Origin of the sequence: Acinetobacter schindleri CIP 107287 (genome assembly GCF_000368625.1) — a bacterium.
Taxonomy (GTDB): Bacteria; Pseudomonadota; Gammaproteobacteria; order Pseudomonadales; family Moraxellaceae; genus Acinetobacter; species Acinetobacter schindleri.
In genome coordinates this window covers 479589-493837 of the sequence record NZ_KB849576.1, presented here as the reverse complement: position 1 = coordinate 493837, position 14249 = coordinate 479589, and the positions used below count along the sequence as shown (strand labels likewise).

16 protein-coding genes are annotated in these 14249 nt (G+C 41.8%); 6 read left to right on the top strand and 10 right to left on the bottom strand.

Translation table 11 applies throughout. The features are described 5' to 3' along the window. Positions 1–25 precede the first annotated feature (25 nt). The gene (locus tag F955_RS09915) at positions 26–502 is read right to left on the bottom strand and encodes a heme-binding protein (RefSeq protein ID WP_004894059.1); all 477 of its coding nucleotides are present in this window, start codon (positions 500–502) and stop codon (positions 26–28) included. Positions 503–623: 121 nt separating this feature from the next. On the opposite strand from F955_RS09915, the gene F955_RS09910 reads away from it, so the two are divergent. Next, positions 624–800 (top strand): hypothetical protein, encoded by a 177-nt coding sequence (locus F955_RS09910; protein ID WP_017401386.1) that lies wholly within the window; start codon positions 624–626, stop codon positions 798–800. 204 nt (positions 801–1004) lie between these two features. On the opposite strand, the gene F955_RS09905 is transcribed toward F955_RS09910, so the two are convergent. Next, complete coding sequence (locus tag F955_RS09905) at positions 1005–1751, bottom strand: IS5 family transposase (protein WP_026056797.1); 747 nt, start codon at positions 1749–1751, stop codon at positions 1005–1007. Positions 1752–1939: 188 nt separating this feature from the next. Here F955_RS09905 and F955_RS09900 point away from each other — a divergent pair, with 188 nt between their 5' ends. The 5 genes from F955_RS09900 to F955_RS09880 all read left to right on the top strand — a co-directional run bounded on the left by F955_RS09900 (position 1940) and on the right by F955_RS09880 (position 6485). Next, positions 1940–2425 (top strand): NUDIX hydrolase, encoded by a 486-nt coding sequence (locus F955_RS09900; RefSeq protein WP_004894054.1) that lies wholly within the window; start codon positions 1940–1942, stop codon positions 2423–2425. Positions 2426–2429: 4 nt separating this feature from the next. Further along, entirely contained in the window at positions 2430–3563 is a 1134-nt protein-coding gene (gene mnmA / locus F955_RS09895) for a tRNA 2-thiouridine(34) synthase MnmA (protein ID WP_004894053.1), read from the top strand. 13 nt (positions 3564–3576) lie between these two features. Then, complete coding sequence (gene hflD / locus F955_RS09890) at positions 3577–4308, top strand: high frequency lysogenization protein HflD (protein ID WP_004894049.1); 732 nt, start codon at positions 3577–3579, stop codon at positions 4306–4308. A 56-nt stretch (positions 4309–4364) separates the two neighbouring features. Next, a complete protein-coding gene (gene purB / locus F955_RS09885) occupies positions 4365–5753 on the top strand; it encodes an adenylosuccinate lyase (RefSeq protein WP_004894046.1) in 1389 nt (462 codons plus the stop codon). A 90-nt stretch (positions 5754–5843) separates the two neighbouring features. Then, positions 5844–6485 (top strand): DUF2238 domain-containing protein, encoded by a 642-nt coding sequence (locus F955_RS09880; RefSeq protein ID WP_004894044.1) that lies wholly within the window; start codon positions 5844–5846, stop codon positions 6483–6485. Between the two features lie 64 nt (positions 6486–6549). Here the strand turns inward: F955_RS09880 and F955_RS09875 are convergent, their stop codons facing one another. The 8 genes from F955_RS09875 to F955_RS09840 form a co-directional block, all read right to left on the bottom strand. After that, a complete protein-coding gene (locus F955_RS09875) occupies positions 6550–6786 on the bottom strand; it encodes a hypothetical protein (RefSeq protein WP_004894041.1) in 237 nt (78 codons plus the stop codon). Between the two features lie 27 nt (positions 6787–6813). Continuing rightward, the gene (locus F955_RS09870) at positions 6814–7275 is read right to left on the bottom strand and encodes a hypothetical protein (protein WP_004894039.1); all 462 of its coding nucleotides are present in this window, start codon (positions 7273–7275) and stop codon (positions 6814–6816) included. Between the two features lie 108 nt (positions 7276–7383). Next, positions 7384–8346, bottom strand: a complete 963-nt coding sequence (sohB, locus tag F955_RS09865) for a protease SohB (RefSeq protein ID WP_004894036.1) — start codon at positions 8344–8346, stop codon at positions 7384–7386. 47 nt (positions 8347–8393) lie between these two features. Continuing rightward, positions 8394–9107: a hypothetical protein gene (locus F955_RS09860; RefSeq protein WP_004894033.1), complete on the bottom strand. Its 714-nt coding sequence runs from the start codon at positions 9105–9107 to the stop codon at positions 8394–8396. Positions 9108–9201: 94 nt separating this feature from the next. Beyond that, entirely contained in the window at positions 9202–10116 is a 915-nt protein-coding gene (pstB, locus tag F955_RS09855; RefSeq protein WP_004810494.1) for a phosphate ABC transporter ATP-binding protein PstB, read from the bottom strand. A 10-nt stretch (positions 10117–10126) separates the two neighbouring features. After that, a complete protein-coding gene (pstA, locus tag F955_RS09850) occupies positions 10127–11518 on the bottom strand; it encodes a phosphate ABC transporter permease PstA (protein ID WP_004894031.1) in 1392 nt (463 codons plus the stop codon). Then, a complete protein-coding gene (gene pstC / locus F955_RS09845) occupies positions 11518–12897 on the bottom strand; it encodes a phosphate ABC transporter permease subunit PstC (RefSeq protein ID WP_004894029.1) in 1380 nt (459 codons plus the stop codon). Before pstC ends, pstA begins: the two co-directional genes overlap by 1 nt. Before the next feature lie 99 nt (positions 12898–12996). Beyond that, the gene (locus F955_RS09840) at positions 12997–14025 is read right to left on the bottom strand and encodes a substrate-binding domain-containing protein (protein WP_004894027.1); all 1029 of its coding nucleotides are present in this window, start codon (positions 14023–14025) and stop codon (positions 12997–12999) included. Between the last annotated feature and the right edge of the window lie 224 nt (positions 14026–14249).

The following is a 14249-nucleotide window of genomic DNA, read 5'->3' as shown; positions in this document are numbered from 1 at the left end:
TTTTCCTCTATAAAATGATATTGTCTTAAAATAATTTAAGGGTGTTATCTATCCCTTGCTGCGCGCATTGGTCATCTTGTAATGATCCTCCTGCACCTGCCACACCAACTGAACCCAGCAACTGCTTTTTATAAAAGACTGGCACGCCTCCGCCTAAAAGCAACAATTCGGGTAAGCTGGTTAAATTCTGTGAATCGCTATTCTTCTGAGCATTACGCATAAATTCTAAGGTCGTAACCTTGGTTGAGTATGCGGTAAAAGCTTTCCTTTCTGCTGCGATGAGATTATGAATACCCACTGTTTCATGACGCTGACTTGCCAAAACATTGCCACCTTGGTCAAGGATGACCACCGCCGCAGGTTTTGCCATATCGGTACAAGCCTGCATAATGTTTGTCGCGAGTTGATTCGCAATTTTTAAGTCCATCACATAGCTGGTTGATGGAGCAGCATATGCGAGTGAGCTACATAGAAGGGCCGGAACACATAGAAGTTTTTTCATGAGTTCAATTAAGCTAAATGAAGAGATGACTTAGCTTAGTCAAAATAAAGCCACTACTGCATGACAATGAAATTACAGATTTGTAATGTTGAGGCAGAGAAATTCATATAATATTTTTGAAATGCATATACTTATTGTTGAAGACGAGACTAAAATTGCTGAATTTTTAGCAAAAACGGGCGGTTTGGGGCTATCAATCGTGAAATCTATTATGATGTTACATGATGGGGAAGCATATGCGTATAACAGCCAGCAAGGCATTGTATTTGGTTTAAGCTTAGACCTGAATATTGTTTAAAGTTTATGCTTAATATTTCTCAATTAACATGATACACGTTATAAGAAATTATTTTTTATAATTCATAGTTTTGTTATACACATAAAAGCTTAATGCTGTTGAATTGAGCTTTTTTAGTGATTTTCAGTATTTTACGCTTAAAATAGAGGCAATATTTCATAAAATTGCTTAGGGTGTGTTGACATTTACAGCCGATAAATTGAGCTAAAGAGGCAACCATATAAATATACAAGCTAAAGCAACAGCGCTTTGATAGTTACGTTTTAGCTTATCGTATCTTGTGGCAATTCCTCTAAATTGTTTTAATCTACAAAATGCATTTTCAACTAAATGTCTGATTTTATACATATACCAGTCCATATCATCATTGCTAGATTTGGCATTTGATCTTCGAGGAATGTTTGCTTTCGTATTACTTTCTCTAATTTTCTTTCTGAAACTTTCTGAATCATAGCCTTTATCTGCACATAGCATTTCTGACTCTGTTAAATCTAATTTTGATACAAGATCAGGTGCAACCTTAATATCATGTGAAGTTCCATCTGAAATAATAAATTCAATAGGATTACCATTTGAATCGATTGCTAAATGTATTTTTGAACTATTACCACCAATACTTTTGGAAATACTTTGATTCTTAATACCAGCTGAATGTTGATGCGCTCGTACATGGCTCCCATCGATAAAAATCCACTCTTTATCAGCATGCTGGCTGAATAATTTAAAAATATTCATAAACTTACTATTTTTAGACCATCGATTATATTTCTTAAAAATAGAATTTGATTTACCAAACTCTTGAGGTAAATCACGCCAAGGACAGCCTGTTCTAATTCGAAATAAAATCGCTTCAATAAAATTCCGTAAATTTAATTTGAGATAAATATTAAAGTGACGGAAAATAGCAAGTAACTTGGACCAGTGTTGATCATTTAGCATTGTTCGAGGCATAGCGAGTGTAAAATTGGGTTTGGCGATTTAATTTTACTATCTCGCTATTTTTTTAATCAACAAATGTCAACAGACCCTATTTATTTAAAACTAATAATTTTTTAGTAGCTAAAGAAATCCCCTCTCAACATAGCCACACACCACAAAATTTTATACAATAGTGCATCATTTTCCATGGTGCTGTTTCTATGACTGCTTGGACTGCTCACGTCACTGTCGCAACCGTTGTCGAAAAAGACGGAAAATTCCTTTTTGTAGAAGAACATACAGAAGGTGTGACACACACAGTATTTAATCAGCCAGCAGGTCATGTAGAATGCGGTGAAACCATTGTCGAGGCCGCAATTCGTGAAACCATGGAAGAAACCGGACATACGGTTGAAGTGACCCATCTTTTAGGCATGTATACCTATACCCCGCCGATGTTCCCAGACCGTACTTATTTTCGCTTCTGTTTTTTAGCCAAATCGGTTGATTATGACCCACATGCAACTTTAGATACGGACATTGTCGGTGCAGTCTGGATGACTTTAGATGAACTGCAAGAGTCAGCTCGTGCGCGTAGTCCGCTGGTGATTAAAGCCGTACGGGATGCGCTTTCTGGTCAAAAATACCCTTTATCGCTCATTTACGAGCACCAAAACTCTCCCTTAATTTCAAATTTGGATGCCTAATCCCATGCAACAACGTGTCATCGTCGGAATGTCTGGTGGTGTAGATTCATCTGTGTCTGCAGCACTCCTACTTCAACAAGGTTATCAGGTTGAAGGTCTTTTCATGAAAAACTGGGAAGAAGATGACGGCACAGAATACTGCACGGCAATGGATGACCTTGCCGATGCTCAGGCCGTTTGTGACAAGATCGGGATTAAACTGCATACTGCCAACTTTGCGATGGAATATTGGGATCGCGTATTCGAGCATTTCCTGGCTGAATATGCGGCCGGCCGTACCCCAAACCCGGATATCTTATGCAATAAAGAAATTAAATTCCGTGCCTTCCTGGATCATGCGATCAACCTGGGTGCAGACTTTATTGCGACGGGTCACTATTGTCGTCGTGGTGAAACCATGACCAATTCTAAAGGTGATCAATATGCACCTTTATTGCGTGGCGTAGACAACAATAAAGACCAGACTTACTTCCTGCATGCCGTTCATGGTCGTGAAATTAATAAGACTCTGTTTCCGGTGGGTGAAATTGAAAAGCCGCAAGTACGTAAAATTGCAGAAGAATTAGGTCTTGCCACAGCAAAGAAGAAAGACTCGACAGGCATCTGTTTTATTGGTGAACGCCGCTTTAATGACTTCTTGAAGCAATATTTACCGGCTCAACCCGGAAAAATCGTGCTAGAAGACGGTAAAGAGGTTGGTGAACATCACGGCTTAATGTACTATACGCTCGGTCAACGCGGCGGGATCGGCATTGGCGGTATGAAAGGCGCTGAAGAAGGTGCCTGGTTTGTACTGCACAAAGATATCGAGGGTAACCGTCTCGTGGTTGGTCAGGGCCATGAACATCCACTGATGCAAAGCACCATGCTTTGGAGTGAAGCGATTGACTGGGTAGCTGGTGAGCAGGAGATCTCTGAATCAGGTTTCCGCTGTACGGCAAAAACCCGCTATCGTCAGCCTGATCAAGCGTGTACCATTTATAAGGATCCAGAAACACCCCAAGGTGTTCGGGTAGAATTTGATGAGCCACAACGAGCTGTGACCCCAGGTCAAAGCGTGGTGTTCTACTCAGGTGAAGTATGTTTGGGTGGCGGTGTGATTCATCATACCAATGCACCTAAACCTGATTTTATATAAGGATGAGGTCGGCATGACGAAATTACCTTTTCAACAGGCCACAGCGTTGAATGTTCGTCAAAACCGTGCTTTGGCGTTAGCGGGTGTGTTTCAGGCCACCCAGCTGACCCATATGACTGCTTTAACCGGTCAGCAAAGCATTGGTGAAAGTGGTAATTTCTATTTTGAACAGCTGATTAAAGCCAGTTTAAATATCCGACCAAGCGGCTCACTTAATGTTCAGACCCTGGATCTCTTTAATCAGCTGGCTGATATTTCTCTCGGATTAAAGACCTTAGAAAGTTCCATTACTCAACCCTTCGATACCAGCCCAAAATCCAGACTTCCAAAACTCTCCTCTACCAAGCTGCCAATGTCCTATGCGATGGCACTTCTTCAGTTAGAAAAGAAGGTCTACAGCAATCCTAAATTTGTTGAAATTATTGAACAATCCCAGCAAAAAATTCTAAGACAGCTCTCCTTTTTCGACAATAACTATATGCACCCCAGCATCATTGCCAATCTCGCACAAACCTATGTGGATACTGCCGGACAGATTAATCCGCGCATTATGGTGCGTGGTAATGCTGAAGCCTTTAAAGATGCCGGTCACACCAACCGTATTCGTGCTTCATTGTTTACTGGCCTGCAAATGGCACACCTATGGCGTCAACTCGGCGGCAGTTCCTGGGGTATGGTTTTTGGCAAGCGCAAGCTGCTACAGGATATCCAAAATCTCGCGCGCTTACAGTTTCAGGCAGTTTAACTGATGCTGTACGCGTATCTCGTTTTTCGTTTAATTCCAAAATTTAGGGAATCGATATGAACGCTTTAACTGCACTTTCTCCATTAGATGGACGCTACGCTAGCAAATGTGATGCGCTGCGCCCTTTTCTTTCTGAGTTTGGTCTGATCCATGCTCGTGTGACTGTTGAAGTGCGTTGGTTACAAGCGCTTGCCAACCGTCCTGAAATCACTGAAGTGCCAGCTTTCTCATTTGAAACCAATGCAGCACTTGATGCAATCGTTGCAGATTTCTCTGAAGAAGATGCAAACCGCATTAAAGAGATTGAGCGTACGACTAACCATGACGTAAAAGCGGTTGAGTATTTCCTGAAAGAAAAAATTGCAGGCATTGAAGAACTGAAAAATGCAGGCGAATTCATTCACTTTGCATGTACTTCTGAAGACATCAATAACCTGTCTCATGCATTAATGCTGAAAAGCGGTCGTGATGTACTGGTTGAGTCTATGCAACAAATCATTGATTCAATTGTTGCATTGGCTGAGAAACATGCTGACCAACCAATGTTGTCTCGTACACATGGTCAAACAGCGAGCCCAACAACTTTGGGTAAAGAAATGGCGAACGTGGCTTACCGTCTTGCCCGTCAAATCAAACAGTTCAAACAAGTTGAGCTACTGGGCAAAATTAATGGTGCAGTGGGTAACTACAATGCGCATCTTTCAGCTTACCCAGACATCAACTGGCCTGCGCATTCACAAGCATTTGTTGAATCTTTAGGTTTGACTTTTAATCCGTACACCACTCAGATCGAGCCACATGACTACATGGCGGAACTGTTTGATGCGCTTCGTCGTTTCAATACCATCTTGATCGATTTTAATCGTGACGTTTGGGGTTATATCTCGCTTGGTTTCTTCAAGCAAAAACTAAAAGAAGGCGAAGTGGGTTCTTCAACTATGCCGCATAAAGTTAACCCGATTGATTTCGAAAACTCAGAAGGTAACTTGGGTATTGCCAATGCAGTTCTTGCACATCTTGGCGAAAAACTGCCTATTTCTCGCTGGCAGCGTGACCTGACTGACTCAACTGTTCTTCGTAACATGGGTGTAGGTTTTGCGCAAAGCTTGATCGCGTTTGAAGCTTGCTTAAAAGGCGTGGGTAAACTTGAATTGAATGCTGCACGTATTGATGAAGACTTAGACAATGCTCAAGAAGTCTTGGCTGAACCAATTCAAACGGTTATGCGTCGTTATAATGTTGAAAAACCATATGAAAAATTAAAAGCATTGACTCGTGGTCAAGCAATGACTCGTGACATGATGGTTGATTTCGTAAACGGTAACGAATTAGAAGCTGTTCCTGCAGCGGATCGTGCTCGTTTGGCTGAAATGACACCTGCAACATATACAGGTAATGCATCTGAACAAGCAAAACAAATTAAAGACTTAATCGCTAAAATCTAATTTAGACAATTAAGACCAAAAGCGAAGCTCCGGCTTCGCTTTTTTTATTTATAATCATGTCTAACTTTAAGAAAAATGATATAGAAATAGATGATGGATCATCGATTAAGCAGCAAACATTTTGTTAGTTTAGGGATTTTGGCAATTGCGATTATCTTTGCCAGTATTCATCCTTTAGAAATGGAATCTTATCTGCTCCATCAAACAGGTACGGTTTTTATGATCGTTATGTTGATCTTGTGCCTGTATAAAATCGGATTGAGCTTCTTCAGTTTCAACCTCTATCTGGCTTTTCTGCTGATTCATGTGGTTGCTGCACATTATCTGTATTCTTATGTACCTTATAATGAATGGACTCAGACACTCTTTGGCTTTGACCTGAATGCTGCCATAGGCTGGTCACGCAACATGTTTGACCGTTTTGTACACCTGGCTTTTGGCCTTCTACTCTACCCGGTATTTTACCGGCTGTTTCAGGTCTGGCTGCCGCAGCAAAAACCATTCACAGTTTTCTTGTTAGTCATTCAATTTGTCATGGCAACCAGCCTGATTTATGAATGGATCGAATGGCTGATTGCGATTGGCTTATCCCCTGAACAGGCAGAAAGTTATAATGGTCAGCAAGGCGACATGTGGGATGCACATAAAGATATGTTTTTAGCAACAGTTGGGTCGATGTTTACGGGTGCACTGATGCTGATTTCACAAAATAAAAAAAGCTCATTAAAGTGAGCTTTTTAGATCATCATGAATTAAAGTTTTGAATCATGGATTTAATTACCTTCCTATTTTTCAATTATGGAAGTGGGCAATATCGCTTCCAATCATCTTTCATTTTTTGCAATTCACTCCCCGTCAATATCTCGCTGTAATAAATGAAATAGATTGCATCAGGATATTGAATTTCATGGCGGAACATTATGCCACGCAGTGACACAGATAACTCCTCAGGAAAATCCTCTAAATTCAATTCTTCAAACTCGTAATTAAAATAACAGTTTTGCGTTGCAAGATATGCTTCAGCGACAGCCATGTTTCTGCTCTAACAGTAAAATATGCTTTATTTTATCTGATGAGCTTCAGTGATGGTCGGCATTTCAGTGGGGTCAATCCATTTAACCAACTTAGATTTTGACAAGTGTGGGTATTTAAACTTATCTAAATACTCAAAACAGACCCTTTGCCCTTTCGGCATTTTCTCAGAATCCTTATCGAAATATAAATAACGACTATACTTGGCACCATTGAAGCGAATGATTACGCTTTCATGCTGAGTTCCACCTCGAGTTTTATATATCTGATAAGACTGCACCACACCACATTCTTTCGATGGAGTAACGGGTGGATTATTTGGCTTTAAAACACCATATAATAGAAAAATACATGCACCAGGTAGAAAGCTCAGCCAAAACAGAATCTTCTTCGAATCATTATTTATGAGTTTGGCTTCAGCATAGAGCATACATAACATCGGAATAAACACGATGCTAAAGAATCCCAATAATAAAATGAACGTGAGCATATGAGCCTAGACTCAATTAAAGTACTTCACTTATATCATAATTATTTGATTTCAAAAATAAAAAAGCCCACCGAAGTGAGCTTTCCATATCATTTTCAGAGCAATAAATTAAAGTTTCGGATCACGCATCTGAACCAAATTCGAATTGGCTTTCGTCAGCGTATCGACTACTTTGTTCATTACAGCAGGAATTAGAGAATCAGCAATTTGTGCTGCCTGCAACCCCAGTTTTTCACCTAAAGTTGGTTTCTTACGTGTATTGATCGTATACACATCATGCTGAGGCAATAAACCCAACACATACTCATCCGATGTTTGCAGCTTATCCACCAGATTCAGATCCAGCGCATCCTGACCATACCAGTGCTCACCTGTTGCCACTTTTTCAACATTGAGTTGCGGACGATACTTTTCTACAAAGTGCTTAAATAGCGCATGAGTCTGCTGAATTTCTTCTTCAAACTTGGCTTTACCTTCTTCAGTATTTTCACCGAACATGGTTACAGTACGTTTGTACTCACCTGCCGTAAACAGTTCAAAGTCAATCTTGTTGTCTTTCAACAGACGGTTAAAGTTCGGCACTTGAGCAACTACACCAATTGAACCCACAATCGCAAACGGGGCAGAAATAATTTCGCTGGCAATACATGCCATCATATAACCACCGCTAGCAGCAACTTTATCGACGCAAATCGTCAAATGGAATCCTGCTTCACGTAATCGCACCAGTTGGGCAGCTGCCAGACCATAGCCATGTACCATACCACCGGGACTTTCCAAGCGTACGATTACACGGTCGCGTCCAGCTTTTGCTGTTGCCAGAATCAGGGTAATTTCTTCACGTAGCTGTTCAACTGCAGAAGCAGCAGTATCTCCTTTAAAATCGAGCACGTAGATTTTTTCATTAGTTTTTTTACGGGCACGTGCTTCTTTTGCCAGTTGCTGACTTAACTGCAACAGCTCCAGTTTAGAGGCAGTGGTTTGCGCAATTTTTTTTCGTTGTTCATTAATACGCGCATTCAGGTGACTGATACGGATTTCAGCCGGTAGTTTCGGAGTATGAAATAACATATAAAATCTATTCTCAGTTTAATTCGGGCTATAAACCTTAGATTAGGTCAATTTGGTATTTTTTCAACCATATTATTGACTGAATTCTCTCGCACTGCTCTTAGTTGCAAAATTCCATATTGTTCTTGTATTTTTGCAATTGATAACCACCGTAGCATTAACGGAAATTGTATATAGTAAAGCATCCCGATAATAACAGCATTAATCGGCCACCACGCGAGAATCCAGAAGCTCGATCCTCGGCTACTCGTGAATGGTGTGACCCAAATATACATTGCAATACAACCATAAATCACCACACCAATCAGTAAATATTGAAACCATGGATATTTCAAAAAATGCCGAGTCATTGAGTCGCTTAACTTTTGCTGACCAGACCTGTCATCATCTACACTTTCTACCACTTGTTTTAATTTAAACTGATACTGCGCATAAGCTCGAATGTATGCGTTCCATTTTCTTCGGAAAGCGACAGAGCCTTCGAGCTGCTTAAAACGCAGGTAGATTAAAGGTACAATGAATATGGAAACCGTCACATAAACATCATATAACCAACGATGATAATTGCTCATACCTTGGCTTTGTGAAGTGGGAAACCACCCTTCATGCAGAACCAAAGTCGCCATAAAAAGACTAATACCAACCAGAAAGATGCTTAGATTTCTTGGAAAATTCACTGAACCGAATAATGCTCGATAGAGCGCTTGCTGTGTTTCAGCAACGACCTTGCCTTCTTTTTTGGTCAAATTATAATTACGCATCTCAATTTAATTTTATAATTTTAAAAAATTACATACAGCATAACAAAAAAACAGAATCCTAAGATTCTGTTTTAAAATATTTTTTAAATGTGTATTAACCAAAACGACCAGTAATGTATGCTTCTGTCAACTGATGATCCGGCTGGCTAAAGACTTTTTCTGTCGAATTCACTTCAATTAGATCGCCTAAATGGAAGTATGCTGTTCGATCTGACACGCGTGCCGCCTGCTGCATTGAGTGAGTCACAATAGCAATCGTATATTGGGTAGAAAGTTCGGAGATCAGCTCTTCCACTTTTGCTGTCGCAATCGGATCCAGCGCTGAACATGGTTCATCCATCAGGATGACATCCGGGCTTACCGCAATGGTTCGCGCGATGCAGAGACGTTGCTGCTGACCACCAGATAAAGTTGTTCCCGGCTGATTCAGTCGGTCCTTTACTTCATTCCACAATCCGGCCTTACGTAAACTATTCTCGACAATTTCTTCCAGATCATATCTATCGCGAGCCAGACCATGCAGTTTTGGACCATAGGCCACATTGTCAAAAATAGATTTTGGAAATGGGTTTGGTTTCTGAAATACCATGCCAACCTGCGCACGTAGCAATACTACATCCAGATTAGGATCATAAATATCCTGATGATCCAGCAAAACTTTACCTGTCATACGGCAACCATCAATGGTGTCGTTCATCCGGTTAAGAGCGCGCAGGAAAGTCGATTTACCGCAACCCGATGGACCAATAAAGGCGATCACTTCATTTTCATAAATGTTCAGGTCAATACCTTTGATCGCTTCGAGTTCACCATAGTAAACATGTACATCCTGCGCGCTCAGCTTGACATTACCCGTCTTGTCTTTTTTCTTATTTTCAGCTTGGGTCTCGAACTGAGAATTATATGAAATCAGGGGCTTGGTTGCAGCGGCATCTGCAATAAATTTATTTTGCTGGAGGTTCATGGATAGATCCTTTTTTAAATAGTTTGAAATATTCATTGTTTTCATTATTTTCTCCTTACCAACGGACTTCAAACTTCTTACGTAACCAGATGGCTAAGCTGTTTAAGCCAATCATCATGACAAGGAGAACAATAATGGCGGCAGCAGTACGACCTTCGAAGAAGTTACGCAATTCATTACCCTGCCACAGGAAAATCTGTACAGGCAAAGCAGTCGATTGATCTAGTGGCGTTGCCGGTACGCTAGCAACAAAGGCGCTCATCCCGATCAATAACAGTGGTGCGGTTTCGCCAAGTGCCTGTGCGACACCAATAATCGCTCCGGTCAAAATACCTGGTAGTGCGAGTGGTAAAATATGATGGAATACAGTCTGTAAACGTGAGGCACCCAAGCCTAAGGCTGCCTGACGAATTGATGGTGGCACAGCTTTTAGAGAAGCTCGTGTGGTAATAATCACGGTTGGCAAAGTCATCAGACTAAGTACCAGACCACCGACTAATGGCGCTGAAAGTGGTAAATGCATCCAGCCGATGAAGATCGCTGCACCAAGTAGACCGAAAACAATAGACGGAACGGCTGCCAAGTTATTGATGTTGACTTCAATGACATCGGTGATCCAGTTTTTTGGTGCAAACTCTTCCAGATAGATGGCTGAAGCTACACCGATTGGAATCGAGATAAAGATCACGATCAACATCATGAACAGTGAGCCCATGAATGCACCTGCCAAACCAGAGGTTGCAGGCGAACTACGGGAGTCCGGATTGGTAAAGATATTGGTATTGAAGCTGTTTTCGATCACACCTGAAGCTTTCATGTCATCAGCAATCTGGCGGACTTCAGGACTTAGCTGTTGCTGCTCATCTGGCAGGTCACGGTCAATATTACCTGCAAGCCATACATCAACATTGGCGTCGGCCAAAATTTTAACTTCCTGAGTTTTTCCTACCAGACTTGGATTGTTCAGTACCATGTCACGCAGACGATAGGCTTCTGAACTAGTATATAAATAACCCAGTTCATCACGATGGTTTTCCAGCTTGCCGTCTTTGGCAATCATGCCGTTAATGATCAGGGCATCCCAGTCGACCATGCCAGCCTGCATCTGCCAATCCACCATACGCTGTTCAAACTGTGCAGGAGACTCGCCGGCAGTCTGTTTGGGTTGTGGACCAATATTGACAATTGCCGGATCGAAATGGATAGACAGGCTCATACTGCTTTGCCAGAATGCCGGCAAGCCTTTGGCCAAGATACTACCGAACAGCAATACGACAAAGAACAGACCCGCCAATACTGCAGAAAAACCAAGCATACGAAAGGTTTTTTCTTTGCAATGGCGTCGTGCAAGAGAGCTTTGAATGGTCTTTTTACGCTCTTCACGCAGCTCAGCATTAACAGATGGATCAATACGCTGATCTAAAGGTGTGGTATTTGAAGTACTCATTAGTCGTATTGCTCACGATATTTACGCACGATGTACAGTGCGACAATGTTCAAACCTAAGGTAATAACAAAAAGAGTCAGACCCAATGCAAACGCAACCAGTGCTTGTGGACTGGCAAAGTCAGTATCGCCAGTTAACTGGTTCACAATGGTAATGGTTACAGTTGATACCGCTTCCAGTGGATTGGCATGTAACAGCGGGCTATTACCTGCTGCCAGTACCACAATCATGGTCTCACCAATCGCACGGGATGCTGCCAGCAAGAAGGCACCGATAATGCCCGGCAAAGCGGCTGGCAGTACCACCTGGCGGATCGTTTCAGATTTGGTTGCGCCTAGACCCAGTGAACCGTCTCGTAAGGCACGTGGTACCTGGGTAATAATGTCATCTGATAAGGAAGATACAAACGGAATGATCATGATGCCCATGACAAAACCAGCAGTTAAGGCACTGGTCGCATTAATATCAACACCGACCATAGCACCAAGCGTTTTAATAAATGGGCCCAGAATCATCAAGGCAAACACACCGTAAACGATGGTTGGAATACCAGCCAGAACCTCAATAGTCGGTTTTGCCCATGAACGGAATTTTGGTGAGGCATATTCGGACAGATAGATCGCAATCATCAGACCCAATGGAACTGCTACCAACAGGGCGATTCCACTGACCATCAAGGTGCCCCACAATAAAGGCAACAGGCCATAACTTCCTTCAGCATTGCCTGAAGTGCTAAAACCAGGGTTCCATTGTGTGCCAAAGAAAAAATCAATTGGGCTGACGAAGCTAAAGAAGCGCATTGCTTCACCAAACATCGACATAACAATGCCGAGTGTGGTCAGGATGGCAACACCAGAACAGAGTGCCAAGCTGATATTGATAACTTTTTCAACCTGATAACGTGCACGTAACTGATTACTGATACGTTTTTTGGCCCAAACCAGTCCAGCAACAGCAACAGAGATCACCACCACCAGCTTGGCATAACTGCTGATGCTCATGATACGTGCCACCTGCTCTGCTGCAGCCAGTTCATAAGCCTGTGGTGTATCACTAACGCCAAAACCGGAAGCCAGTGCCTGCACCCGATCCACGATCACACTTAGAGCTGCAGAATCCATGCCTGCGACCATCTGTTGCGGCAGGTGTTTCAGCACCAGCTGTTCCAGGAGCACAGGTTCAACCAGATTCCAGATCATGAAGATTAAAAATGCAGGAATACCACACCATAAAGCCACCATGGCGCCATAGTAGCCGGGACGCGAATTCAGCATTGCTGTGTTTTTGCCTTGGCCTGCCAATTTCTGGCTTCGACTTAATCCGATCTGATAGGCAACGGCGATAATCGCCAGTAACACACCCAGGAGTAGCAGATTCATGTATGCTCCACTGTTTTTTCAATCTTCATATTTTTAAAAAACCTATCTATGACTAAAAGCCGGTGACCGTTTCCAGCCACCAGCTATTTCATTATTTACTTACTTCACTACAACTACTTTAGCTGCCTTAAAGTTAGCAAGTACTGCTGCACGTTCCTTATCAGACATTGAAATCAAACCTGCTTTTTCCAGTTTTGATCCTTTACCAGATACTTTCTTGCTCAGGAAATATTCAGTGAACTGTGGCAAACCTTTGATTGATTTCAGGTGTTCGCCTTTCACATAGAAGAACAATGGACGAGATACCGGATAAGAACCATTCAGGATGGTCTGCTCAGATGGTGCAACATTGTTAACTGTTGCAACACGCAGCTTGTCACGGTTCTGGTCATAGAAACCTAGACCAAATACACCAACTGCACTTGGAGAGGTTTTCAGACGTGCCAGTGTTTCGGTATAGTCACCAGAAATTTCAATAACACGACCATCTTTACGGAAAGTGGTACAGGCTTTCTTTTTGGCATCTTTACCTAAAGACTTAATTGCAGCATATGTTTCACAACCTGCATCCACCATCTTCTCCTGGAAGACTTCGCGTGTTCCATGATTCGAAGCAGGAATTACCAGGGTGATCGGCTCATTAGGAAGTGACTTGTCAATCTGGTTCCAGCGTGTATACGGGTTAGCTACCATTTTGCCGTTGGCTGGTAACTGTGCTGCCAAGGCTGCAAAAACATGTTGTGGACGAAGTTTATAAGCTGCTTTTTTGGCATTCGATGCAAAGACAATACCGTCATAACCGATTTTGATTTCTAGTACTTGGTTAACGCCATTCTTTTTACATTCTGCCAATTCGGAACTTTTGATCTGGCGAGATGCGTTTGCGATATCGATGGTATTATCACCCACACCATTACAGAATTGTTTCAAACCACCTGACGAACCGCCTGAGCCGACAACTGGAGTTTTAAACTGCGGGAAAGTGTTGCCAAATTCTTCAGCTACAATACTTGCATATGGAAGTACAGTTGAAGAACCTGCGATTTGAATTGTGTCGCGTGCTGCATTCGCAGCAGTCATGCCTAGCCCCATCACTGCAAGTGCAAGTGTAATTTTTGTAAAGCGCATTCTGTATCTCTCACAATCATTTAAATTTGGAGTACGCCACTTTTTTTGTCGTGTTGTACTTGTTTCGATACAAGTATTTTGATTTTTAAATATGACAGGCGGGTTACAGATTTATGAAGATTTTATGATAAGTCTTACAGCACCAAATAAACTAAAAATATTTATTATTTTCAATGTATTATAAATTATTTAAGAATTTTTTCGACATTTTTATAGCAACTAAA

Bases quoted from the DNA above. Each gene is read 5' to 3' on its own strand.
- F955_RS09915 (WP_004894059.1), bottom strand. From the start codon at position 502: ATGAAAAAACTTCTATGTGTTCCGGCCCTTCTATGTAGCTCACTCGCA.
- F955_RS09910 (WP_017401386.1), top strand. From the start codon at position 624: ATGCATATACTTATTGTTGAAGACGAGACTAAAATTGCTGAATTTTTA.
- F955_RS09905 (WP_026056797.1), bottom strand. From the start codon at position 1,751: ATGCCTCGAACAATGCTAAATGATCAACACTGGTCCAAGTTACTTGCT.
- F955_RS09900 (WP_004894054.1), top strand. From the start codon at position 1,940: ATGACTGCTTGGACTGCTCACGTCACTGTCGCAACCGTTGTCGAAAAA.
- mnmA (WP_004894053.1), top strand. From the start codon at position 2,430: ATGCAACAACGTGTCATCGTCGGAATGTCTGGTGGTGTAGATTCATCT.
- hflD (WP_004894049.1), top strand. From the start codon at position 3,577: ATGACGAAATTACCTTTTCAACAGGCCACAGCGTTGAATGTTCGTCAA.
- purB (WP_004894046.1), top strand. From the start codon at position 4,365: ATGAACGCTTTAACTGCACTTTCTCCATTAGATGGACGCTACGCTAGC.
- F955_RS09880 (WP_004894044.1), top strand. From the start codon at position 5,844: ATGATGGATCATCGATTAAGCAGCAAACATTTTGTTAGTTTAGGGATT.
- F955_RS09875 (WP_004894041.1), bottom strand. From the start codon at position 6,786: ATGGCTGTCGCTGAAGCATATCTTGCAACGCAAAACTGTTATTTTAAT.
- F955_RS09870 (WP_004894039.1), bottom strand. From the start codon at position 7,275: ATGCTCACGTTCATTTTATTATTGGGATTCTTTAGCATCGTGTTTATT.
- sohB (WP_004894036.1), bottom strand. From the start codon at position 8,346: ATGTTATTTCATACTCCGAAACTACCGGCTGAAATCCGTATCAGTCAC.
- F955_RS09860 (WP_004894033.1), bottom strand. From the start codon at position 9,107: ATGCGTAATTATAATTTGACCAAAAAAGAAGGCAAGGTCGTTGCTGAA.
- pstB (WP_004810494.1), bottom strand. From the start codon at position 10,116: ATGAAAACAATGAATATTTCAAACTATTTAAAAAAGGATCTATCCATG.
- pstA (WP_004894031.1), bottom strand. From the start codon at position 11,518: ATGAGTACTTCAAATACCACACCTTTAGATCAGCGTATTGATCCATCT.
- pstC (WP_004894029.1), bottom strand. From the start codon at position 12,897: ATGAATCTGCTACTCCTGGGTGTGTTACTGGCGATTATCGCCGTTGCC.
- F955_RS09840 (WP_004894027.1), bottom strand. From the start codon at position 14,025: ATGCGCTTTACAAAAATTACACTTGCACTTGCAGTGATGGGGCTAGGC.